Source organism: Pseudomonas sp. JQ170C, assembly GCF_035581345.1.
Lineage (GTDB): Bacteria > Pseudomonadota > Gammaproteobacteria > Pseudomonadales > Pseudomonadaceae > Aquipseudomonas.
Map to the genome: position 1 here is coordinate 1866264 of NZ_CP141608.1, position 22650 is coordinate 1888913.

20 protein-coding genes, 1 tRNA gene and 1 pseudogene are annotated in these 22650 nt (G+C 60.4%); 21 read left to right on the plus strand and 1 reads right to left on the minus strand.

Annotated features, from left to right (window positions below; translation table 11 throughout):
- Window positions 1-34: 34 nt before the first annotated feature.
- From U9R80_RS08795 to U9R80_RS08860, 15 genes and pseudogenes are all read left to right on the plus strand, one after another.
- Entirely contained in the window at window positions 35-3250 is a 3216-nt protein-coding gene (locus U9R80_RS08795) for a phage tail tape measure protein (protein ID WP_301843310.1), read from the plus strand.
- 45 nt (window positions 3251-3295) lie between these two features.
- Window positions 3296-3880: a hypothetical protein gene (locus U9R80_RS08800; protein WP_301843311.1), complete on the plus strand. Its 585-nt coding sequence runs from the start codon at window positions 3296-3298 to the stop codon at window positions 3878-3880.
- The gene (locus tag U9R80_RS08805; protein WP_301843312.1) at window positions 3880-4485 is read left to right on the plus strand and encodes a hypothetical protein; all 606 of its coding nucleotides are present in this window, start codon (window positions 3880-3882) and stop codon (window positions 4483-4485) included. The genes U9R80_RS08800 and U9R80_RS08805 overlap by 1 nt, the downstream gene beginning before the upstream one ends.
- Before the next feature lie 2 nt (window positions 4486-4487).
- Window positions 4488-4886, plus strand: coding sequence for a DUF6950 family protein (locus tag U9R80_RS08810; protein WP_301843313.1), 399 nt, complete (start codon window positions 4488-4490; stop codon window positions 4884-4886).
- A pseudogene (locus U9R80_RS27290) lies at window positions 4883-6961 on the plus strand (phage tail tip protein J-related protein); the annotation flags it as partial. The gene U9R80_RS08810 and the pseudogene U9R80_RS27290, both read left to right, overlap by 4 nt.
- Window positions 6962-7579: 618 nt before the next feature.
- A complete protein-coding gene (locus U9R80_RS27295; RefSeq protein WP_442964966.1) occupies window positions 7580-10027 on the plus strand; it encodes a phage tail tip fiber protein in 2448 nt (815 codons plus the stop codon).
- Complete coding sequence (locus tag U9R80_RS08820) at window positions 10027-11076, plus strand: hypothetical protein (protein WP_301843445.1); 1050 nt, start codon at window positions 10027-10029, stop codon at window positions 11074-11076. Before U9R80_RS27295 ends, U9R80_RS08820 begins: the two co-directional genes overlap by 1 nt.
- Window positions 11077-11085: 9 nt before the next feature.
- The gene (locus U9R80_RS08825) at window positions 11086-11928 is read left to right on the plus strand and encodes a tail fiber domain-containing protein (protein ID WP_301843444.1); all 843 of its coding nucleotides are present in this window, start codon (window positions 11086-11088) and stop codon (window positions 11926-11928) included.
- A gap of 56 nt (window positions 11929-11984) precedes the next feature.
- Window positions 11985-12185, plus strand: a complete 201-nt coding sequence (locus U9R80_RS08830; protein ID WP_301843443.1) for a hypothetical protein — start codon at window positions 11985-11987, stop codon at window positions 12183-12185.
- Window positions 12186-12187: 2 nt separating this feature from the next.
- Complete coding sequence (locus U9R80_RS08835; protein ID WP_324805202.1) at window positions 12188-12808, plus strand: glycoside hydrolase family 19 protein; 621 nt, start codon at window positions 12188-12190, stop codon at window positions 12806-12808.
- Window positions 12805-13320, plus strand: a complete 516-nt coding sequence (locus tag U9R80_RS08840) for a DUF2514 family protein (RefSeq protein WP_301842646.1) — start codon at window positions 12805-12807, stop codon at window positions 13318-13320. Before U9R80_RS08835 ends, U9R80_RS08840 begins: the two co-directional genes overlap by 4 nt.
- 66 nt (window positions 13321-13386) lie before the next feature.
- Complete coding sequence (locus tag U9R80_RS08845; protein ID WP_301842648.1) at window positions 13387-13680, plus strand: hypothetical protein; 294 nt, start codon at window positions 13387-13389, stop codon at window positions 13678-13680.
- Entirely contained in the window at window positions 13677-13976 is a 300-nt protein-coding gene (locus U9R80_RS08850) for a hypothetical protein (protein WP_301842649.1), read from the plus strand. Before U9R80_RS08845 ends, U9R80_RS08850 begins: the two co-directional genes overlap by 4 nt.
- 118 nt (window positions 13977-14094) lie before the next feature.
- Window positions 14095-14198 (plus strand) — tRNA-Leu (locus tag U9R80_RS08855).
- Between the two features lie 162 nt (window positions 14199-14360).
- A complete protein-coding gene (locus tag U9R80_RS08860; RefSeq protein ID WP_301842650.1) occupies window positions 14361-15023 on the plus strand; it encodes a class I SAM-dependent methyltransferase in 663 nt (220 codons plus the stop codon).
- A 148-nt stretch (window positions 15024-15171) separates the two neighbouring features.
- On the opposite strand, the gene U9R80_RS08865 is transcribed toward U9R80_RS08860, so the two are convergent.
- Window positions 15172-15453, minus strand: a complete 282-nt coding sequence (locus U9R80_RS08865; RefSeq protein ID WP_301842651.1) for a hypothetical protein — start codon at window positions 15451-15453, stop codon at window positions 15172-15174.
- 236 nt (window positions 15454-15689) lie between these two features.
- On the opposite strand from U9R80_RS08865, the gene U9R80_RS08870 reads away from it, so the two are divergent.
- Genes U9R80_RS08870 through U9R80_RS08895 form a run of 6 tightly spaced genes read left to right on the plus strand, consistent with a single transcriptional unit; the run spans window position 15690 to window position 22637 of the window.
- Window positions 15690-18101 (plus strand): TonB-dependent receptor, encoded by a 2412-nt coding sequence (locus U9R80_RS08870; protein WP_301842653.1) that lies wholly within the window; start codon window positions 15690-15692, stop codon window positions 18099-18101.
- A 24-nt stretch (window positions 18102-18125) separates the two neighbouring features.
- Complete coding sequence (locus tag U9R80_RS08875) at window positions 18126-19058, plus strand: ChaN family lipoprotein (RefSeq protein ID WP_301842655.1); 933 nt, start codon at window positions 18126-18128, stop codon at window positions 19056-19058.
- 25 nt (window positions 19059-19083) lie between these two features.
- Complete coding sequence (locus U9R80_RS08880; RefSeq protein ID WP_301842657.1) at window positions 19084-20028, plus strand: ChuX/HutX family heme-like substrate-binding protein; 945 nt, start codon at window positions 19084-19086, stop codon at window positions 20026-20028.
- Window positions 20025-20861 carry a heme/hemin ABC transporter substrate-binding protein gene (locus U9R80_RS08885; protein WP_301842658.1) on the plus strand — a complete coding sequence of 279 codons (837 nt, stop codon included), beginning with the start codon at window positions 20025-20027 and terminating at the stop codon, window positions 20859-20861. The genes U9R80_RS08880 and U9R80_RS08885 overlap by 4 nt, the downstream gene beginning before the upstream one ends.
- Window positions 20858-21868, plus strand: a complete 1011-nt coding sequence (locus tag U9R80_RS08890) for a FecCD family ABC transporter permease (RefSeq protein WP_301842659.1) — start codon at window positions 20858-20860, stop codon at window positions 21866-21868. Before U9R80_RS08885 ends, U9R80_RS08890 begins: the two co-directional genes overlap by 4 nt.
- 1 nt (window position 21869) lies before the next feature.
- Complete coding sequence (locus U9R80_RS08895; protein ID WP_301842660.1) at window positions 21870-22637, plus strand: ABC transporter ATP-binding protein; 768 nt, start codon at window positions 21870-21872, stop codon at window positions 22635-22637.
- The last annotated feature ends 13 nt before the right edge of the window (window positions 22638-22650 follow it).

Consider the following 22650-nt stretch of genomic DNA (forward strand, 5'->3'; position numbering starts at 1 on the left):
CTGACCTAGCGTCAGGCTTTTTTGTGGAGAGACTATGGCTGATCAACAAATCCAAGGGATGCTGGTCCAGATCGAGGCTACCACCGCTCAGTTGCGCCGCGAGCTGGCCCATGCCGATCAGTTGGTTGGACGAACAGCGCAGTCCATCGACCGCAACCTGGCTCAAGTTGACTCTGCGTTCGACAGAGCTGGCGCCGCAGCTGAACAAGCCGGCTCTCTGATCCGTGGGGCTTTTGCTGCTGTTGCTGGAGCTGGGCTTGTCGGCGGGATTATCAAGCAAGTTGATGCATACGGGCAGATGTCCGATCGGATGAAGGCCGCTGCCGGCAGCTCAGGCGAGTACCAGATGGTGCAGGAGCATCTTCTGCGCACGGCTCAGGAGACATATCGCCCCCTGGCGGAGGCGCAGGAGCTGTACATCCGCACGGCTGATGTGATGCGCAATCTTGGGCTCAACACCCAGCAGACGCTCGATATCACCGATAGCTTCAGCTTCCTTCTGGTGACCAACGCGGCCTCAGCTGATAAAGCAGGCTCAGCGCTGGATGCCTATTCCAAGGCGCTCCAGACAGGAAAGGTAGAGGCCGATGGTTGGATCTCCATCCAGAGCGCAATGCCTACCATCGTGCAGGCGATTGCCAGCGCAACCGGCAAGAGCGCGGACGAGATTCGCAAACTTGGCGTAGAGGGCAAGCTTTCGCTCGACGACCTCAATACCGGCCTGCTGCGAACCGTTGAGGTGAACCGCAAGGCGGCGGCTGACATGTCGACCAGCGTTCAGGATGCCCTGACTAACATCAGCACTGCCGTCGGAACTTTTCTTGGAAACCTAGAGGATCGCACCGGAGCAGTGGGCGGACTGTCAAAGGTGCTGCTCCTGCTGGCCGACAACGTTAACTTGGTGGCGGCTGCGATGGCAGGTGCTGGCGCAGCTGCGCTGACCAACTATGCGGCCAAGTCAGGGTTGGCGCTGCAGGCTGCGCTGGCTCAGCGCGCGGCCGAGGTCGAAAATGCGCGTGCCGCGCTACGCGCCGCGGACGCTCAGCGAATCTACGCCCAAGCTCAGTTGCAGCAGGCCCAGGCATCGGTGGCTGCAGCCAGTGGGATGCAGAGGCTTTCGCTGGTCCAGACGCAGCTAATCCCCAAACAGGCAGCGCTAAAGGCGTCAACCGATGCGTTAGCCATCGCCCAGGCCAACCTGACACGAATCCAGACCGGCGGGCTGCTTGCGGCGCTGGGTGGGCCGATGGGCCTGGCGGTATTGGCCGGTACCGCAGCGGCCAGCTTCCTGCTGCTGAGCGACAACGCAGACAAGGCCGGGGTAAGCCTTGACGACCTGCACAAGCCAGTCTCTCAGCTGAGAGAGGAGTTCGCAAAGCTCAACAAGGATCAGCGCGAAGCATCGCTGGTGAAGTGGCAGCAGGAGCAGATTAGCGCCACGGACAAGGTTAAGGACGCTTATGGCGACCTCGCCCAGTCGATACGGTCGGCGACGGTCACTGCCCCGGCTAGGGACTCTGGAGGGCAGTACAACCAGCAGTTGCGCGCCTATCAGGAGATTGTCAGCCAGCTGAGCGAGGCCCGTGCAGCGGGTGCCGATCTGTCGCCCATCCTCCGGGAGGTCGGCGAGCAACTGCAGCTGCCGTCCGGAACGGTGCAGAAGTGGATCACCCAGGCTGGTGCTGTCAGTGATGCTGACCAGCGCTCGAGCCTGATCGCCGAGACACTGCGCGTCCTCACCGGGGTTACTGCGGAAAACACTGCATCGACCCATGCCAATAACGCCGCGAAGGCGGGTATGAGCAGTGCAGGCCAGACGTATCTTGAGACGCTGCAGAAGCAGCTGGCCGGGCTTCAGGATAACGGTGATGCCCTCAAAATAGCGAACCGCCACATTGCGGAAAACGCCGACCTCACGGAAGCTGACCGCCTGGCGATCCTGTCGGCAGCAAATGCGGTCGAGGCGCAGAAGAAGGCCAACGACAAGGCCAACAAGTCCAGGCGCGAGGGCGCTTCAGAGTCCGAGCAGGCAGCCAAGAAGCAGCTCAAAGACTTCGACTCAGTCGAGGAGGGCTACAAGCGCCAAATCGAGCTGATCAACACCACGGGCGACAAGCAGAAGGATGCCACTGAGGTGGCCAAGCTTTCCTTCGAGTTGCAGGAGGGCAAGCTTGGCAACCTGTCCAAGGCTCAGCAGAAGCGTCTGCTCGAGATGGCCGCCGAGCTGGATGGGCTGAACAAGATCAAGAAGGCCAACGAGGACGCCCTGAAGCTCAGTGCATTCAAGGCAGCCCAGGCTACTGGCACCCAGACTGCAATCAATGGGTATGACCAGGAGCTGGCCGGTATCGGCAGGGGTGATAAGGCCCGCGATCGAATGCGAGCCGAGCTTGCGTTGCAGCAGAAGTACGTCGAAGACCTGAATGCGCTGAACGAACAGCGAAACATCGGGCAGATCAGCCCGGAGCTGTACCAACAGGAAACGCAGGTACTCACCGACGAGCTCAACAAGCGCCTCTCAGCACAGCAGAACTACTTCCAGCGTGTCGATGAGGCGCAGTCGAGCTGGTCGAATGGCGCTACGGCGGCGCTGGAAAACTATCTCGACAGTGCTGCTGACGTGGCAGGCCAGACTCAGGAACTGTTCACCAACGCCTTTGGCAATCTTGAGGATGGGATCGTCGAGTTTGTGAAGACCGGCAAGCTTTCGTTCAAGGATTTTGCGGATGCGATCATCGAGGACTTGATTCGAATCCAGGTTCGCCAAGCAGCTGCTGGCTTTCTCAGCTCGGCGTTCGGCTTCTTGGGCGGCGGGGGCGCAGCCCTGGGGAAGGGGACGATGACCGGGTTCAGCGAAGGTTCATTGGTCGCGAACGCAAAGGGCGGCGTCTACGACTCACCGAGCCTGTCCTCCTACTCAGGCCAGGTTTACGACAGTCCGCAATTGTTTGCCTTTGCCAAAGGCGCAGGGGTCTTCGCTGAGGCGGGCCCGGAAGCAATTCTGCCGCTCCACCGAGGGCCGGATGGCTCTCTAGGCGTAATGGCGGCTAATGCTGGCGGTGGAGGTGGCGAGGCTTCGATCACCTTTGGTGGTATCACCCAGCACATCCAGGTGTCAGGCAAAGCCGACGCCGCCACCCTGGCCGACGTTCGCAAGGCGGCGGAGCAGGGCGCACAGGACGGTTACCAACTGATGCTGCGCGACCTCAAAACCAATGGTGCTGCGCGGCAATTACTAGAGCGCAGGTGACAACCCCACAGCCCGCTCCGGCGGGTTTTTTCTTGGAGTTACCCAATGGCGCTTGAATGGCCCGAATCTCTGGAGCCCACCGAGGTCACCTGGGGGATCGTCTACAACAACCGGGCGTTCACTTCGTCTCTTTCGAATGCGCAGCAGATCGTGGCGCTGCCAGGTTCCTATTGGATGTGCACGCTGAGCTTCGGCGTTCTGTACGAGGAGGACGAGCGCGAGCTGACATCGCTGCTGGGGCGTCTGCACGGCATGTTTGGCACGGTGAAGATTCCGTCGATCACCCGGGCCCGGACAGACAACATCGGTGCTCCGACCATTCTGTTTGCCAATGCGCAGGCCACCTTTCTGCAGCTGCAAGGAATGACGGCCAGTCGGCAGGTATTCAGCCGTGGGGACCACATCACCATAAATGGCGAAATGTTCGAGGTGGTGGAGAAGGCCTCCAGCGACGCTGCGGGCAAAGCGCTGGTCTACGTGAACAAGCGGGTTCGCAAGGCAATCCCTGCCGGCAGCCCAGTCGAATACAAGAATCCCTACTGTGAGATGCGGCGCATGGATGACACCAACCAATGGAACATCCAGCCCGTTGTATCGAACGGCAGCTACCAGTTTCGGGAGGCGTTCTGATGGCTGCTGGAGTTTTTCCCTTCAGCCAGACGGTTGTCGACATCATCGCCAGGGGCAACTTCATGGCGGTCTATGCCTGCCAGTTGGACTTTCCAGATGGGATGGTTTTCGCGCACACCGGTACTGGCGAGCTTGTCATCGACGGCATTACATACCAGGGCGTCGGCACGTTCGGCGCCGTGGGCCAGTCGCAGGAAAGTAGTAACTCAGGCTCGCCCATGTCGGTCGAACTGACGCTCAATGGCTTGGATGCCCAAATCATCACCGAGACCTCACTCAAGGGGTGCCGTGGTAGGGCGGGCAAGCTGATGTTCGTCGTGTTCGACGAGGACGGTTCGTACGCTGCGGACATCCTCTTCAGCGGCCGGATGGATGCCGCCAAGTTTTCCTACTCCGGCAATGGTGAGGACGGCAACAGCATCACAGTCCCGCTTATTGACCGCATGGCCGAGTGGAACCGAACAGGCACCGAGCGGTGGACTGACGAAAACCACCGTGCGCGCCGGCAAGATGACCGATTCTTCTTCGCTATTGCGCAAATCGCCGATTGGCCCATTTACTGGGGCGCCTCCAAGGATGCTCCGAAGTTCACCTACGAGAAGTGACTATGCGAAAGCGCGACTGGACAACTCAACTCGCCAACACGATCAAGGCCGCCACAGAGCGGCCTTTTTCATGGGGCGAATTTGACTGCTGCCTATTCGCCGCTGACTGTGCGGTCGCGGTGTGCGGGGTCGATCCGGCCGATGCCTACCGAGGCAAGTACTCCACTGAGACCGGCGCAAAGCGTTTGCTGAAGAAACTGCACGGCTCTGTGGAGGGCGCGTGGGATGCCTGCTTTTCTCGCGTGCAGCCAGGGTTAATCCAGCGCGGCGACGTTGCACTGTATGACGGCCCCAATGGTCGGGGCGTGGCGGTGTTCTGGGCTGATGAGTTTTGGTCGGTGGCGCCTGACGGTGCTGGCCGGGTTGAGTGTGAGCCGTTAACGGTTTGGAGGGTTGAATGAGTTCGGCAGTCAAAAAAGTCGCCCAGGTTGCCGTAGGCGCCGCGATCGGCTTTGTGCAGGGCGGCCCGTGGGGCGCCCTGGCGGGCGCGGCTCTGGCATTCTATGTCTCTTCACAGCAGGACAAACTCAACGCCGGTTCTCTTCGAGCTGGCGAACCGTCCAGTCAGACTCTGCGCTCGTCCAAAGCCTCGGCCCGATACATCCTTGGGCGTGTGAGCACTGGTGGTGTATTGGCCTGGGGCCAAGAACAGGCAGGTGACCAGACTGACGGCGAATGGCTGCATATGGTCTACGTCCTTTCAGAGGGCGAGATTGATGGACTGGAGGCCATTTTCCTTGGCGAAGAGGTCATTGAGTCGTATGGCGAATACGCCTCGTACGAGCTAATCGTTGACCCGGCCCAGGTGAACACTTTCCTCAAAGCCAACTGTCCGGATTGGCGAGACGCGCAGATTGGCCGTGGCCTGTCCTATGTACGGGTGTCATTCAAGTTCAACGCCGAAAAGTATCCCTCCGGCATCCCTGATGTCCGCTTTGTGATTCGTGGGCGCCGGGATATTTACGACCCGCGCACCGGTTTCATCGGCTACAGCGAGAATACCGCGCTACAAATTCTCTGGTTCTTGCGAAACCGCTGTGGCGTGCCAGATGACGAGATCGTTTTTTCGAGCTTCGCCAACAGTGCCAGCGTTTGCGATGAGATGGTTTCCAACCCGGAGGGCAGCACCTCTCCGCGCTATCGGTCGGGCTGTGTTATCGGCGCCGACGAATCCCGTACCCAAGTCATGCAAAAGCTGCAAGCTGCGTGCGGCGGTAAGCTGATCCGCGTTGGCGGCCGATGGATGCTGCAGGTTGGTGCTTACTACGGGCCGTACGACTTCGAGATCACCGAGGACATGGTGATCGGCACTGTGACCGGTAGTACCGAGCCGTCCAACGATTCGGCTATCAATACCGTGCGCGGTACCTTCATCGACCCATCTCAAGCTTGGGCCGAGACCGACTACCCTGAAGTTGCAGTCGCCGCGTGGGTTGTCGCGGATGGCGGCGAGGCTGCTGAGACCTTGTCGTTTTCCTACGTGAGCGATCCATACCAAGCACAGCGTCTGGCCAACATCGAACTACGTCGACGCCGCGCGGGCGGTACCCTCAACATCCCCATGAACTTCGTGGGCTACAACTGCCGGCCTGGCCGGTCAGTTAAGGTCAACCTGCCTTCGCTGAATATCGTCGGCGAATTTATCGTAAGCGACTGGGCTATGGCCGCAGAAACCGGTTGCAATGTGTCAGTCGCCCAGAACGAGCCTGCAATCTTTGATGATGCCGTGGGCCAGCCATACAACCCGATCGGCTTTATCAGCCTTCCGACTGGTGGTCTGGGCAGTCCAACGAAACTTACGTGGTCGACTGAGGATGCCGCCGAGGTAGTCCAAGGCGTTCTGTCGTGGACTCCACCGGCAGGCACTGTCACCGGCTATGCGGTTACTGTGCGCCAGGGCAGCGCTGCGGTTAGGGCTCAGCAGGTTCCGGCAACCGCTGCTCGTCTCCCCCTGTCCGGCCTGCCTTCGGGCAACTACACAATGAGTGTGGCCGCCCTTGGCCCATTGACCCGCTCAGGCGAAGCCAGCATCACGGTCAGCATCGACGGCCCTCCGATCCCGGAGTCGTGCGTAGTACAGGCCACAATCGACACCATCACGCTGATCCCGGGAAACACGCTGCACGGTCTGAATGGTGGCACCTACGAATACTTTTTCTCGACCAACCCTCAGGATACTCAAGGGGACTACTTGGGGCAGGGGCTTACTCTGACGCATACCGGGTTGGCGTTCGCTACCAATTACGCCTACTTCGTGCGCTCGAAGAACGCTTACGGTGTCAGTGCTTTCCTAAAGGTGGTGGCATCCACGTCGACTGACGTTGCCAACATGCTGGATGCGTTGAAGGACAAGATCACCGAGGGTGCGCTGTACCCGGCGCTGCAGGAACGCATCGACTTGATTGATGGCCCGCCATCGTTGCCGGGTTCGGTCAGTCAGCGAGTAGAGGAGGTCAAGGTCCAGGTAGATGAGGTGCAGGTCGACCTGCAGCAACAGATCGACCAAGTGAGCACGGTCGCAAAATCGGCCGAGTACCAGAAGGAAAAGGCCTATTCTGCTGGCGCCTCGACGCGCCTGAACGATCGTCTGTACCAGGCCAAGATTGCTGTGCCTGCTGACCTGACCGGAGCCAAGGCCCCGCCGAACGCCACCTACTGGATTGATGTTGGTCAGGTGGTGTCCCAATCGAACGGCGTGGCTGCGCGTGTCACCACGGTGGAAACCAAGGTCACCGAGCAGGACGGCAAGCTCACCGCCCAATCCGAGCGGATCGACGGTGTGCAGTCGAGCCTGACGGTCACCAACGGCAACGTGACTGCCGCGCAGAACGCCGCGCAGGCTGCAGCGGATCTGGCGGGCGGGAAGGGCAAAGTGCTGACGCAGTCGGCCACTCCGGCCGCAGCTGATCGCCTGGCGCAAAACCTGTGGATTGACACTACCGGCAACGCCAACACGCCCAAACGCTGGAATGGGTCCACCTGGGTTGCGGTCACGGACAAGGTCGCCACGGATGCGGCCGCGGCTGCGGCCAATGCCTTGTCGGTCGCCAACACCAAAGCGGACGCCTCGACAGTCAATAGCATTGGCGCCCGGGTGACCGCGGCAGAAGGGACGATCTCCAGCCAGGGCCAGGCCCTCACTGGCTTGAACAACAGCCTGACCACCACCAACCAGAACGTCACGACAGCGCAGCAGGCGGCGGATGCGGCTAATGCGCTGGCGGGCGGGAAGGGCAAGGTGATCATTCAGTCGGCTACTCCGGCAGCAGTTGACCGGCTGGTACAGAACCTGTGGATCGACACCACCGGCAACGCCAACACCCCGAAGCGCTGGACCGGCTCGGCGTGGGCGGCAGTGACCGACAAAGCTGCAACGGATGCAGCTGCGGCGGCAGCATCGGCACTGGCCCAAGTAGCGACCAAGGCCGAGGCTTCGACGGTTCAGGCGCTGAGCAACGAAGTCACGCAGCAGGGAAACAGCATTACCGCTCAGGGCGCTGAGATCACCAGCATCAAGGTGTCCGTGGGCAATGTGGCCGGGGAAAACTTACTGCTCGATCCGTCGTTTGCTAACAGCAATGGATTGATCAACAACCCCACGGTGACGGTGGTTTCCCGCAATGACGCATCGGTGCCAGTAGGTGCGCCGTCGGCAAGGGTTACCAAGTCCACAATTCCGACGACTACCGGAAATACTTACTACGGGTTCAGTTCGGCTCTCAACGTGCGCCCGCCGGAGAACAGCGCCGCATCGCAGATCGCCGTAACGGCTGGGGAGGTTTACGACTTTGAGCTGTACGCCTTCAGTTCGGTGGCTCGCCAACACGGGATGTGGATTCAGTTCTATGACGGGGCGGGGGTTAGTGTTGGTCATAACTGGGCTGCCGCGTCGGGCGATGGTGTGCGAATTACCAACGCCGCAGGTGTCTGGACCAAGCTGACAGGGCAGGCGACGGTGCCCGCAGACTGTATCCGTATGGCGATGACGTTCCGTATGTCGCTGGGGGATGCAGCGGAAGTTTTCTTATCCTCTCCTGTTGTGCGTAAAAGGTCGGGCCAAGAGAACTCCCAAGCGACGGCTACTCAGTCGCTTGATGGTCGCGTCACTCAAACGGAGCAGGGCCTGAGCAGTCAGAGCAGCCAACTGACCCAGTTAGGCAATACGGTGGCTGGCAAGGCGGACAACAGTGCTTTGCAGTCGCTGGGTTCGACCGTTGCTCAGCAGGGCAACACACTCAACGCCCAGGGCACTGCAGTGACCCAATTGCAGAGCACTGTGGGCGGTATCGGCGGGAGCGGGACGAACCTGCTTCCTGCCGAGTACTGCGCCTTCGGCGAAACCGTTCCTGTGTTCTACAAGGCGGGAGGCATTACTGTCTCGACGGAAGCGGAGGCGGGTGCCTACTCGGGCTCCATGTTGAAGGTCGTGTCACCGGCAAGTGGCCAAAGCCACATCTACATGGCATCGGCGCAAGCCGACTACAACCTTCGTGTCGAGCCGGGTGTGAAGTACATCGTGTCATTCACGGTGAAATCCGACGTCGCGAAAGTACTCAGGGTGAGGGTTCGAGCGCCCAACTCGGCGGGTGTTGCGATCGAGACAACCCTTTCTGACGTCTCGGTTGCGGCTGGTGTTGGTCGATACAGCTTTGTAGCCACGATGCCTGCAGCGGTGGTTGATAGGGGGCTGCTGCTTTTCTTCATTCCCCAGCCAGTAGCAGCAGGGACAACGTGGCTCGATGCATTGATGGTTGAACGCCAGGTCGGTACCGCAACAGCACCCAGCGATTTTTCACCGGGGCCTTCGTCCAGGGCGATTGCAGGCCAAGCCACGGCGATCAGTCAGCTCAACACCGCGGTGAACCAGCAAGGAACTGCGATCACCGCTCAGGCCTCGCGCCTTGACGGGCTCTATGTTCAGGTGAATCCGGAGATGGAAGGAGACACGTCCGGGCTGGCTGGGGCAACGGGAAGCTTTGTGGGTGTCTGGACCGAGCAATCCGCCCGGGTCGAGGATGGCGTGGCCACGGGCAAGAAAATTGACACCGTACAGTCTCAGGTCGGCGAAGTCAGCGCGTCAGTACAAATCGTCAGCGAGACTGTTGCAGGTGTCGACGGAAAAGTTTCGGCGATCTCGTCATGGAAAACTGAAACGAACGTCAACGGTAAGAAGGTTGCCACCGGCATTGTTCAGGGAAGCGATGGCGAGATCGGCGAGATTCTGTTGTCCGCCCAGAGAGTGGCGATCATCGACGGGATTAATGGAGCAGAGGGAAATCTGTTCGTTTTCCAGAATGGTCAATTGTTTCTCAATCAGGCGTTCATCAGCACGGCGTTCATCCAGAATATCGTGGCCGGTATGACCATCCGATCAGCCGCGCTTAACTCGCAAGGACTGCCGCTGCTGGAGATCAATTTTGCAGCCGGTACATTCACGCTCCGCGGGCAGGACGCTAACGGCTCGACGCTGCTCAATAACGGCGGGCTGTACGTGTACGACGCCAATGGCGTTGAACGTACGGCCGTGGGGAGGATGACCTGATGGCAGCTCAGTACGGGCTCCGGACGCGTGATGCGTCTGGGGTCGTCACCCTTGATACGACGATTACACCGATCCGCTCGTTGAAGATGCTGCAGGTAACTGGAAACGATGCCTTCGATCAGTACATTTCGATACCCGAGATCCAGGCGCAGTCGTTCGTGGTCGTTGACACCCTGGAGGACCGCGGGGAGAACACGTTTTCCCCGCAAGCCTGGTATTCGCCCGGTCAGTTGCAGCTCCGGCAGCCGCAGAACCTCACTTGGCAGGTGATGATTCTGTCGCAGGGTGGCGAGCCGTTCTCTGCACCTGGCTCATACGGCATTCGGACCTTCAACAACAACGTCCGGACCCAGATCGACTCGATCAATCAGGTCTTGTCTATTCGGTACTCAGGCAAGTTTTCGCTGATATTTGGCGGCGGGAATCCGAACATTGAAGGTGATAACTACTACACATTCCCGGCGCCAATTACTACCTATGAAAGGCCGCTGATATTCATCAATGCTGACGACTATATGATGGTCGGCAAATTCCGCGTGGCCGGCAGTCCTGGCAACTGGACCGGTTTCAGGCTAGCTCAATATGGAAACGCTGCTCACGGTCCATCATGGTCTCAGCCGCAGCGTATTCGTTGGTTTTGTGCGAGCTATATGCCTCCAATTACCCCGCCCGGGGCATATGGCGCTTCGGTACGAGATGCGATTGGCAATCGGACTTTTGTCACCACGGCCAACCTAGCGCTGTTGAACAGCCAGCCGTCAACCAACGCCTTTGCCAATACCGGCAACCCCATTACGGGCACTGGCTATTACGCGCCCAGCCAGCAGATGCCGTGGACCGGAAGCTACGAAGACTATGTGCTGGCCAATGCACTGTTTTCGTGCACAAACATTATTCAGACTACCCAACCCATCCGTGCGAACTTCGGCGGCTTTCTTCCAGGAAATCGGTCCATCCTGCAGATGTACTGCGATAACGGCTCGGGTATTAATCCGCTGACTGCCAATGGCAGAACGTTGTTTGCATCCAGGCCAATGAAACCCCTTTAAGGATTCGTTATGTCAAAACAAGTAATCAACCTGGGCGCGGCGCCGTCTGGCGCCGGCGGTGATGATCGCCGCAGCGCCTGGCTGAAAGCCAAATCAAACTTCACCGAGCTTTACAACTGGCTGGCGAATACGTCAAACACGGATGATCAAACAACCGCACTTCCAACGACCTTGCCTTTGGCGCGCGGCGGTACCGGGGGTACTTCTGAAGCGACAGCCAGGAACGGATTGGGGCTAGGTGAAGCCAGCACTCCGACATTTAGAGGGTTAGAGCTAGTAAACACTCTTCCCTTCATCGATTTTCACCATGCTAACTCGGCGTCAGACTATACAACCCGCCTTGCCACGTTCAGCAGCAACCTTCTCACTTGCTCTAGTCGATTCTCGCCTACTGGTGTTTCTTGCAAGTCTGGTGAGAGTGCCGCCGCCTCAGCAAACTGCTTCAACATCAGCTTTGGGTCGGGCACGTGCGATCTGTGGGTGGACATAACCCGCCTGGGCTCGCTTCAAGTCACGGCGTCGGATTACCGCATCAAGAAGAACATTGAAACGGTTGAAAATGTCTCCTTCTTGGATCGAGTTGAGGGATATCGGATTGTCCACTACGAGATAGGCAACTTTGATGTGTGGCAAGGCGACGGTACTGTTTTTCAGGGGGTTATTGCCCATGAGGCCCAAGCGGTAAACCCGCTCGCCGTCTCAGGTGAGAAAGATGCTGTCGATGAGAACGGCCGCCCGTGGATTCAACAGCTCAACCACATGGCCTTCATTACCGACCTGATTGGCGCGGTGAAGGAGCTACGAGCGGAAGTCGCCACCCTCAAAACTGAGCTTGAAACGCTGAAGGGCTGACCCGCCCGAACCGAACAGCCCGCTTACTGCGGGTATTTTTTTGCCCGGAGAAACCCATGCCCTACATTGTCATCAACCGCAGCAATGCCTTCGACTCCATCAAGGACATCGAGCACGCGACAGAGGAAGCCGCTGATGCGGCAGCTCGCGCACTGCTCGAAGCACAGCCCACGGCAAGCCTGCTCACTGCCAAAATGATCAAGCGCTACAGCGCCGAGGTCACGGTCACGGCTGAGCCCATCGAAGGGGAAGCCTGATGCTGCCGATCACTCAGCAGAAGTTGCTGCAGATCCTTCCCAATGCCCGCCCAGTCGCGGGCATTTTTCTGCCTGCAATAAACCGGGCCATGGCGCGCTACAAGATCGACAGCCGGGTGCGTCAGGCGGCGTTCCTGGCCCAGGTCGGCCATGAATCTGGCCACCTTCGCAACCTGGTGGAGAACCTGAACTACAGCGCCGATGCACTGATGCGGGTGTGGCCGACCCGCTTCAATGCCGACTTGGCCAAGGAGTACGCCCGCCAGCCGGAGCGCATTGCCAATGTCGTGTACAACGCCCGCATGGGCAACATCCACCCGGGCGATGGCTGGCGCTTCCGTGGACGCGGCCTGCTGCAGGTCACCGGCCGGGCCAACTATGCCGCCGCCGGCGCGGGTTTGGGCCTGGCGCTGGAAGACCAGCCGGAACTGCTCGAGCAGCCGGAGCATGCCGCCATGTCAGCAGCCTGGTGGTGGGCGAAGCACGGGCTGAACGAACTGGCCGATGCCGGCCGCTTCCAAGACATCGGCAGCATCATCAATACCGGCAAGCCTGGCCGGGTGCCGCATGGTGCCGTAGAGCGCAAGGCGCTGTATGACCGAGCTCTGCAGGTGCTGGTGTGAACTGGCTGAAGCTTGTGCCCGCCTGGGTGTGGTGGCTGCTGGCGCTGATGATAGTCGGTGGGGTCCAGCAATTACGCGTAGGAGCGGGACAAACCGAACTCGCTACGGCCCGTCAAGAACTGGCCGACTTCCGCTTGGAGGTCTCCGAGCGCGATCGGCGTGCCGCAGCCAAGGCCAGAGCCGAAGAACAGCGCCGCCAATCCGTGGCGGACGAGGAGGGCGAGAGTGCACGACAGAAATTGGAGTTGGCTGAAGGCCGCGCCGCTGCTGCTGAGTCTGCTGCTGGCGGGCTGCGCGGGGAAATCGACCGATTGCGTAGTGGCCGATCAGCCACCTGTGCTGCCATCGCTACCCAGCAGCGCCAGGCAGGAACCTCTGCCGTCGTGGTGCTCGGGGGATTGCTTGAAGAGTCTGACCGAATGGCGGGCAGCTGCGCAGCAGCGCTTGAGCGAAGCCGAATAGCTGGGCTGGCCTGCGAGAAGGTTCACGATTCGATGCGCGATAGCCACTGATCGACAATTGCAATCGCGGACTTCAATCCATAGGATACTGTGGTTTTATACAGTATCGGTGTGGTCATGCATTTCAAGATCCTGCGGAGGCGAGTCCGCGGCGTTGCAATTCCGGTGGAAAAACTGAGCAGGATGCAGCCGCTGCTGGTCGACATACACATCAGTGAATCCCCAAGCGACACACTTGGCCGGTCAACCACTTCGGCCTGGGTGTTCAACGCGAGCCCTGGCACAGACACTATTCCGCGCCTTCTCGACGCCCGGGTCACCGGTATGGCTCAGGGCGGGATGAACATCACCGGCGTGGAAGAGGTCGACGGCGTGCTGTACGCGCAGTCGTGGTGGTGCAGGGCAGAATGATGGATAGCCTACCAACGGCCTGGCTGACAGAACTCAATGATCGCTTTTCCATGGTTACTGATCCTGATGGCCGCGCCGAAGTGCTCAACGAGATGGCATATGCCGCGCACCGCCGGCGGGAGGTCGGCGACGGTGTACTGGCCGAGATGCTGGAGTTTGTCGAGGCAGCCAAGCTATGGGCGCTGATCGAGCATGAGGAGGCATCGGCGATTGGGCTGTTTGGCAATCATGATCCAGGCCGCCCTGTCGGGCACCAGGTGCAAATTGGATCTGCCAAGCGTGATGCCGGTGAGTAGCTATATGGAGGAAGGGAATAGGTCGGCAGAACACCGGAGAGGTAGCGTGTACGGAACGTGAATCACGCAGGTTATCAGCGTGTAGTTCTGTGCTTCTTTTGAGACAACGTGAACAGCTGCGGGCGGCTCAACGTATTGATTTTACTGGCTTTGCCAGTGGCAACTATGATTTAGGTTCCAGCGGCGCAAGCTGTAAGAGTTCGAGTCTCTTCGTCCGCACCATCCAAGCTTTCACCGCCCTTCGCTGAAGCGTGAGAAAGCACAGAAAAAGCCGCCTAGTGCGGCTTTTTTCGTTTCTGGCGATTCACTTTCCTTTCCTCTGTCCCCCCTCCTCGTGTTCATTTCTGCCAAAATTCCCGGCTTCGAGATTCCTGGATATTCGTCGTGGACAAAGAAATGGACATCGCCCGCACCGACAGGCCAGCCAATTGGCAGGTCTATTACGACCACCACAAGGACCGCCCGGCTTCGGCGTTGCTTCGATCGGCGTTGCCGCTGATCAGTACCGGCGAATTGAGCGGGCATGCCGTGGATCTTGGGTGCGGTGCCGGCAATGACAGCAGGTATCTGCTGGAGGCCGGGTGGCGGGTACTGGCGATTGATCGCGAGGAAAGTGCGATCAATCGGGTAGCGACATTGTGTGAGGGGTTCCCCAAGGGGCAGCTACACACGCGAGTGCAGGCGTTTGAAAGCCTGGCGCCGCTGCCGCAGTCGTCACTCGTGTTTGCCGGTATGGCCTTGCCGTTTTGTCATCCGGAGCATTTCACCGCCTTGTGGGCGAATGTTTTGTCGGCGTTGGAGCCCGGGGCTGTTTTTGCGGGAAATCTGTTCGGCGACAGGGATAGCTGGTCTGGGCGGGCATTCATGAATTTCCACACTGAAGCGCAAGCCCGGGCGCTTTTTGAAGGCCTTGAGCTGCAGTTTTTTCATGTGCATGAAGAAGATGGTCCCTGCATGCAGGGCTTCAAGCATTGGCACCGGTTTGACTTCATTGCAAAGAAACCAGAAAGCAGCGTCACGGTTCAAGGTTTCGGTGCAGGACGTTAATGTGCCACTCACCGCACTTCGCTGAAGTGTGAAAAAGCACAAGAGAAAGCCGCCTGGTGCGGCCTTCTCTGTGGTGTGGTTTCGTTCATAGCCCCTGCGAAACGGAACACGGTACTTGGGAAATACCGGTGACACTTCAGGTTCATGCCTAAAAAATTTGTCTGCGCGTCACAATCTCCAGTTTGATCTGAAGTTTGTGGTTGATGACTTCGTTTCTCTCCCAAAATACCTGCTGGATATCCTTGACTCGAAACTCCTCCTCGGGGGTGGGGGTTTTGCTCCATGACGTTAGCGACAATGCGTTATGGGCAAAGCGGTCTCCAACAGCGATGGCTTGAAACGGTGTTAATGCTCGAGCGTTCCAGATGGCCTCGGTATTGAATGAATCGACGTGGAGCGCGAGCCTGTAAACGATTTTCTTGGTTTCCATGGTTGTCCTCGGCGAGGGGGAATGGTTGTGGGCGGATCATAAAATAGGCAGGCCAGATGGAGTTGATGCTGTATCCGTTACTCTCTCGGTGATAAATCAGCCGCAGGCGTAAGGAAAATTGCTTGTCCGGCCCTGGGTATCCATATTTTTAAATAGTTCTGATTTTCATTTCCCCTTTTCGCTGCTTCGCGTGACCTCTCTACAAAGATCATTTTTCAATGTTCAGGGAGCGCCAAGTGAAGAGCACACAGCCAGCCGCCGTGCAGCGGTTGCAGCACAACAACACGAGCAATGCAGTCAAGGTGGCGCGTGGTGCGCTGACGGCCCTGGCACTGGCGGGTGGGCTGGCGGGCGGCTCGGTGGCGGTTGCAAGTGAGGTGAAGGCGACCCAGCAGGCCAATGCCCGCAAGCATTACGAGATTCCGTCCGGCCCCCTGGCGCCTGCCTTGAACCAGTTGGCCGGGGCAACCGGCATCATGCTGACCTACGCACCCGAACTCAGTGAGAACCGCAGCACCCAAGGGCTTAACGGCGACTACACCCTCAAGGAAGCCTTCGACCTGCTATTGATGGGCACGGGGCTGTGGATCGAGCGCCTCAAAGACCGCACTTATGTGCTGCGGGTCAATGAGCAGCGTTCCGATGCCCTGGAGGTGGCGCCGACCATGGTCGGGGCACTGGCCGAACGGCCGGGTGCTATCCAGAGCAGTCGCGAGGCACACCCGGAGCGCCAGGACCTGAACAGCCTGGTGCGCTCCATGCCGGGCACCTACACCATGCATTCGCGCAGCCAGCCGGGCGTGTCGGTGAATATCCGGGGCTTGTCGGGCCTGGGGCGGGTCAACACCATGATCGATGGCGTCACCCAGACCTTCCGCAATAACGCCGGTCACGGTTCGGGCGGGCCAATGGCCTTTGTCGATCCTAACCTGCTGGCGGGGGTGGACGTTCAGCGCGGCTCGGTGGACGGCGCCGAAGGGGCGAATACCCTGGGTGGCACGGCGAACTTTCGTACCTTCGATATCGACGACATCGTCAAGCCCGACCACCGCGTGGGCTTTCGTTCTACCTACCGCACCGGCAACAACGGCTACGGCAATACCCGTATGTTCGCGGCTGGCGCCAGGACGCAGCCAGAAGATGTCGAAGGCGTGTACGGCATTGTCGCGGCCGTCAGCAGTACCCAGACCGGCGAGTACGAGACCAGCTCCGGGCAGACCAACGAGTACGACACCACCAAGCAGAATCCGCGCTCCGGCTTGCTCAAGTTGCGCCTGCAGCCCAATGACATGCACCGGCTTGACCTCAGTGGGGTCAAGTACCGCAACGAGTTCTACCACAACTACCCCTGGCAGCTGGACAACGAAACCTACCGGGCCAAATACGCCTACACCCCCTACAGCGAATGGGTGAACCTGACGGCCAATGCCTACCAGAACAAGACCGAGCTTGAGTACCCGCCGGTAGAGGACTCCAGCTACATCGGCCGCAAGACCAGTGACGATGCGCACGGCTTCGACTTCACCAACGTCAGTCGTTTCAACCTGGGCCTGGTGGAGGCCAGCTGGAGCAATGGCGCGCGTTACTACACCGACGACTTCGTCGCCAAGACCCCGGAAAAACGCGGCGCTAACCCCGAAGGCAAACAGGCCACCCACAGCGTGTTCAGCACCCTGGAGCTCAATTACGACATCTATGCCCTGACGCTGGCAGGCCATTACGACGGCTACAAGGTCAGTGGTCACGTGCCCAAGTGCTCGATCATTGGCCAGTGCCTGGACATCGGCGGCGGCGATATCGACATCACCCGCCGTGAGCACAGTTTCAATCCGCGCGTCGGCTTTGCGGTGAAGCCGTATGACTGGATGCAGCTCTACACCAGTTGGTCGCGGACCACGCGGGCGCCGCGGGTGCAGGAAATGTTCTTTGAAAAAGTCCCGCTCGAAGCCGATGCCAGCGATGCCGACGGCGTAGGGGCCAACCCGTTCCTGCGTCAGGAGCGGTCCACCAACTATGAATTCGGCGTCAACTTCAGCCGTGCCGGATTGCTCAGCGATTCGGACTACGGGCAACTGAAGATCAACCGCTTCATCAGCAAGATCGACGGCTATATCACCCCGCAGTCTTTCGACATTGTCGATGACGAGGGCGAGTACTCGGCGAAGATGAACTGGGTCAACTGGCCCGAACAAGTGCGCATGGATGGCTACGAGGTGGAGGGGCGCTACGACGTCGGCTTCTTCTATACCAACCTGTCCTGGACTCGCGCCACCACCAAGGCGCCGACCACCTCCGGCATCGAGCTTGAAGACATCAGCAGCCAGCCGGACCGCTACTGGACCCTGGATGTTGGTACGCGCTGGTTCGACGAGCGCCTCGTGCTCGGCGCGCGCGGTGAGTACTCGGGCTCGGCCGAAGAAAGCTGGGACTGGTACGAAACCAAGAAGACGCCTTCGACCGGCGTGCTCTGGGATGTGTACGGCAGCCTGCAGGTGCAGAAGAACCTGAGTGTGTTCTTCAACGTCGAGAACGTCGCCAACAAGGTCTATAGCTACAACGCCTCGGTGGACTCGATCATGTCCGCCTCTCTGGACCGTGGCACCGGTCGCGGTCGTACCGCTTCGGTCGGCGTCACCTTCGAGTACTGAGTGGCGCAGGCCGGGGAGCTTTAAATGTACAAGCAAGGATTTGCAGCGCTGTGCCTGGCACTGCTGATGGGCTGCGCCAGCGTCAACACTGCGCCACAGGGGTCGGTCTACACCTCGATGGAGGCGAACATCCCGCAGTGGGGCGCGATCGTCGAACTTGGCAGTGGCCGCCAGATCAGTGCGGATGAGCTGCTCGATGCGCTGGCGCCGGCCAGTACGCTGATGGTCGGCGAGGTGCATGACAACCTGGCCCATCATTTGATCGAGCAATGGCTGGTCACCCGCCTGGCCGAGCGCCGAGCCCAGGGCGCGGTGGTGCTGGAGATGCTCGACAGTGACCAGCAGCGCCCGGTTGCCGATGTGCAGGCCTGGCTGCGCCAGGGCAATCAGGTGCGGGCGTCGCGCTTGCGCCAGATCATGCACTGGGATGAGCGCTGGCCCTGGGAGCAGTACGGCTCGCTGGTGGAAGCGTTGATGCCGGCGCCGTTTCCAGTGTTGGCGGGCAATGTGTCGGCCACCGAGCGCAAGCGCTTGATGAGTGCGTCGGGGGCTTCAGCCGATGCGCTGTTTCCCACGCCTGCCATCGCGGCGCGTCAACGCGAACATATCGTCAGGATGCACTGCGGCCAGATTGATCAAGGGCGCTTGAACGGCATGCTCGCGATCCAGCATGCCCGCGATCTGCGCATGGCCCAGGTGCTCGACAGCGCCGAAGCGCCGCGGCTGTTGTTCGCGGGCACCCTGCATACGCTGAGGGGGCAGGGGGCTCCCCAGTACCTGGCCAAGGGGCCGCTGGACCCGGGCCTGAAGGTGCTGGTGATGGGGGAGCAAGGCCAGAACCTGGCGGCTACCGATGCCGATTATCTCTGGCTGCTGCCTGCCCATGACGCCGAGGGTTCGGCGCTGGTTGCAGCCCCTTCCGAATGTGATCAGCCCGTTTCAACCGTCGGGCATTGAGCCCGCCTCTACAAGGAATTTACCGATGACTGTACTGACCGCAGCCGAACGCGGCCTGTGCCTGGATGCCGATTGCCTGCACCTTGATGTCCCTGCCGTAGAAGTGGCCGCCCAGTTGCATACGCTGGGGCCGGTGCTTACCCGAACGCCCGCCAGTCATGCGTGGATCGAGCAGTTGGGGGGCTATCCGCGCTCCGACGATATCAGTGAGGCGGGTCTGGTGATTGGCGACGATGGCCTGGACCTGCGCCTGAATCTGCGCGCCTGGTACTGGATGGGAATGTCCCATGATGCCGGTGCCGGCACCTATGCCCTGAAGGTGTTCGATCGTCACGGCAGGCTGTTGCTGTGCCTGATGTCGGTGCCTGAGTCTGCGCTGGCGGATTGGGCGCAACTGTACAGCCGCTGTGTGGAGCGTCGGCCTGATTTTGCCGCCAAAGAACCTTTCGCCAGGCGTGAACTGCTCGCGCCGGGCCTGGTGGAGGAGTGGGCGGCCATGAGCAATGTTCATGAGCACTTTGCCTTGCTCAAGCGCCATGGCCTGACGCGCTACGAAGGCAACGAACGGGTGGCGCCGCACTTCGCCCGGCGCCTGGCCGAGCGGAGCCCGGTTGCGCTGTTTCGTCAGTTGGCTGGCAGCGGGCTGGAGCTGATGTTGTTTGTCTACAGCGCGGGCAGTGTGCAGATTTTTACCGGGCAGTTGTCGGGCCTGCAGGCCTATGAGCACCGTCTGGTGTTCGAGATGCCCGCCACGGCGCTTGCCGCTGCAACCTGCTTCAGCATTGAAGATGCTGTCGAGGCGCAGACCTGGCGCGTACATAAACCCAATGAACTCGGCGGGGTCACCAGCCTTGAGTTGTTCGATGCCGAGCAGCGTTTGATCGTTCAGGTGTTTGCTCGCCGCCCGGCCGGTGAGCCGGAGCAGGCGGCCTGGCGCCAGTGGCTGGATGCGCTGGAGGCGGTGCAATGAAGGGGCTGTGTCTGGGTGTGTGTCTGCTGATTGGCAGTACCGGGGCGTTTGCAGGTGGCCAGGCGGCGGACACCTTGGTCATTGGCAATGACCTCGCCGAAATTGTCGAGCGCCTGGATGCCGGTGCGCAGTTGGTCGGGCGCGACGACTCCAGCCGTTATCCGCCAGCAATCGCCAGCCTGCCTTCGGTGGGCTACCTGCGTCAGCTGTCGGCCGAAGGCATTCTCTCGCTCAAGCCACAGCGGGTGTTGATCAGCGATGCGGCGCGGCCGGTGATCGTGTTGCGTCAATTGCAGGCGCTGGACCTTGAAGTGATCAGTGTCGCTCGCGGCAAAGGTATCGGCGACATACCCGGCAAAATCGAAGAGGTTGCCCGGGTGATGAACCGCCAGGCGCAGGGGCAGTCGTTGGTCGAGGAGCAGCAGCGTCTGGCGGTCGAGCTTGCCCGGACACCGGCGCTCAAAGGGCCGAAGGCGCTGTTCATTTTCAATCGGGCAGGCATGACCCCTTTGATCATGGGGCGGGGTACCGAAGCCCATGTCGCCCTGGAGCAGGCGGGGATCGAAAACAGTGCGCCGTTCAACGCCTACAAGCAGGTGGCGGCGGAGGCCATGGTTGCGCTGGCGCCTGACTTTGTCATTGTCAGCAAGGCGGGGCTGGAGGCGCTGGGTGGCGAAGAAAACCTCTGGAAGCTCGGCGGCCTGGCCCATACGCCGGCCGGACAGCAGCGCCGACTGGTCCAGGTGGATGACCAGGCGTTGCTCAACCTGGGGCCGCGCACGGTACAGGCCATGTTGCAGTTGCGCCGCGATGCCGGAGCCTTGTTCCCATGATCCAGGTGCGAGGTGCTTCGGCGCAGACCCTGCTGTTGATGCTGGTGGGGCTGTGCCTGTTGTTGATGGTGTGTTCGTTGGTGGGCAGCATCGGCTTGTCGCCGGCGATCTTTGTGGGTGTTTTGCCTGCGCCGCTGGAGTGGCAGGTCTGGTGCGAAGTGCGCCTTCCGCGCCTGCTGCTGGCCGTGCTGGTGGGCTCCACCCTGGCGGCGGGCGGTACGGCCATGCAGGGCCTGTTCCGTAACCCGCTGGCAGATCCGACCTTGCTAGGCCAGGCCAGTGGTGCCGGGCTTGCGGTGTCGATCTGGGTGGTGCTGGTCAACGGCCGGCTGCCGGGCTTTGAGCTGTACGGGCAGTTTTTTGCAGGCTTTGTCGGCGCCTTGCTGGTGACCCTGGTGATATTCCGCATCGGACGGGGTAACCGGGGGCGTGAGTCCACCATCACCTTGCTGTTGGCGGGGCTGGTCATCAACACCCTGACGGGCGCCGTGGGCGGCATTCTTGCCTATGTCGCCAGCGAAGAGCAGCTACGCCAGTTGAGCCTGTGGGGCATGGGCAGTCTCAGTAGTGCCCAGTGGTCGACCTTGAGCGTGGCCTGCCTGGTGTTGCCGCCGGCGCTGTGGGTACTGGCGCGCTGCGCGGCGGATCTGGACCTGTTCCAGTTGGGCGAGGTGTCGGCCCATGCTGCCGGCCTGAACGGCGATCGCCTGAAAAACCGTGTGGTCCTGGCGTCCTCGCTCGGGGTTGGGTTGTGCGTGGCGTTGACCGGGATCATCGGTTTTATCGGCCTGTTGGTACCGCACTGCCTGCGCCTGTACTTCGGGCCTGGGCATCGGTTGCTGATACCGGCCTCAATGTTGTGTGGCGCCATCTTGCTGTTGCTGGCCGACACCCTGGCCAGAAGCCTGACCAGCCCTGCAGAGATTCCGGTGGGCCTGGTCACCAGTGTCATCGGCGGGCCCTACTTTTTATGGCTGCTGCTTGGGCGCAAGGTGCGGGAGTTCTGAAATGCTTGAACTGAACAATGTCAGCCTGGCCCGGCCGTTTGCGCTGGCACCTTTGAACGCCTCTATAAAGGAAGGGCAACTGCTTGGCCTGATTGGGCCCAACGGTGCCGGCAAAAGCACCTTGCTTTCGCTGATCTCGGGCTACACCCGGCCAGACAGTGGCGAGATTCGCATGCTTGGCCGGCCGTTGGCCGATTACAGCGCCCAGCAACTGGCAAGCCGACGCGCCCTGGTCACCCAGCAAATGGACAGCGTGTTTGACTGGCAGGTGGGGGAGTTCATCCAGCTGGGGCAGCAGCACATTGGCGAACCGTGCCCGGGGATAATCGATGCCCTGGACCTCCGTCATCTATTGTTGCGCGGGGTGTTGTCGCTGTCGGGCGGCGAGTTGCAGCGGGTGACCATCGCCCGTGCCATGAACCAGTTGGCGGTGAGTCCGGTTGCCAATGGGCGGGGTGATCACCAGGGGCGATTGCTGTTGCTTGATGAGCCCACCAGCGCCCTGGATATCGGTCAGCAGCAGAACCTGATGCGGGTGCTGCGCTCGCTGGCGCGGTCGCCGGGCATTGCGGTGGTGTGCGTGCTGCATGACCTGAACCTGGCGGCGCGCTACTGCGACCGGTTATGGCTGCTGGAGCAGGGCAGGCTGTGTGCCGAGGGTACGCCGGCGCAGGTGCTTAGCGAGCAGCGTATCGGTGAGGTGTTCGGGGCGCAGGTCAGGGTTGAAGTGGCGCAGCCACAGGGGGTGCGGATCGAGTTGCTGGTCTGAGTGTCGCTGCGGT

Coding starts and splice junctions, on each gene's coding strand:
- U9R80_RS08795 (WP_301843310.1), top strand. CDS start 35: ATGGCTGATCAACAAATCCAAGGGATGCTGGTCCAGATCGAGGCTACC.
- U9R80_RS08800 (WP_301843311.1), top strand. CDS start 3,296: ATGGCGCTTGAATGGCCCGAATCTCTGGAGCCCACCGAGGTCACCTGG.
- U9R80_RS08805 (WP_301843312.1), top strand. CDS start 3,880: ATGGCTGCTGGAGTTTTTCCCTTCAGCCAGACGGTTGTCGACATCATC.
- U9R80_RS08810 (WP_301843313.1), top strand. CDS start 4,488: ATGCGAAAGCGCGACTGGACAACTCAACTCGCCAACACGATCAAGGCC.
- U9R80_RS08820 (WP_301843445.1), top strand. CDS start 10,027: ATGGCAGCTCAGTACGGGCTCCGGACGCGTGATGCGTCTGGGGTCGTC.
- U9R80_RS08825 (WP_301843444.1), top strand. CDS start 11,086: ATGTCAAAACAAGTAATCAACCTGGGCGCGGCGCCGTCTGGCGCCGGC.
- U9R80_RS08830 (WP_301843443.1), top strand. CDS start 11,985: ATGCCCTACATTGTCATCAACCGCAGCAATGCCTTCGACTCCATCAAG.
- U9R80_RS08845 (WP_301842648.1), top strand. CDS start 13,387: ATGCATTTCAAGATCCTGCGGAGGCGAGTCCGCGGCGTTGCAATTCCG.
- U9R80_RS08850 (WP_301842649.1), top strand. CDS start 13,677: ATGATGGATAGCCTACCAACGGCCTGGCTGACAGAACTCAATGATCGC.
- U9R80_RS08865 (WP_301842651.1), bottom strand. CDS start 15,453: ATGGAAACCAAGAAAATCGTTTACAGGCTCGCGCTCCACGTCGATTCA.
- U9R80_RS08875 (WP_301842655.1), top strand. CDS start 18,126: ATGTACAAGCAAGGATTTGCAGCGCTGTGCCTGGCACTGCTGATGGGC.
- U9R80_RS08880 (WP_301842657.1), top strand. CDS start 19,084: ATGACTGTACTGACCGCAGCCGAACGCGGCCTGTGCCTGGATGCCGAT.
- U9R80_RS08885 (WP_301842658.1), top strand. CDS start 20,025: ATGAAGGGGCTGTGTCTGGGTGTGTGTCTGCTGATTGGCAGTACCGGG.
- U9R80_RS08890 (WP_301842659.1), top strand. CDS start 20,858: ATGATCCAGGTGCGAGGTGCTTCGGCGCAGACCCTGCTGTTGATGCTG.
- U9R80_RS08895 (WP_301842660.1), top strand. CDS start 21,870: ATGCTTGAACTGAACAATGTCAGCCTGGCCCGGCCGTTTGCGCTGGCA.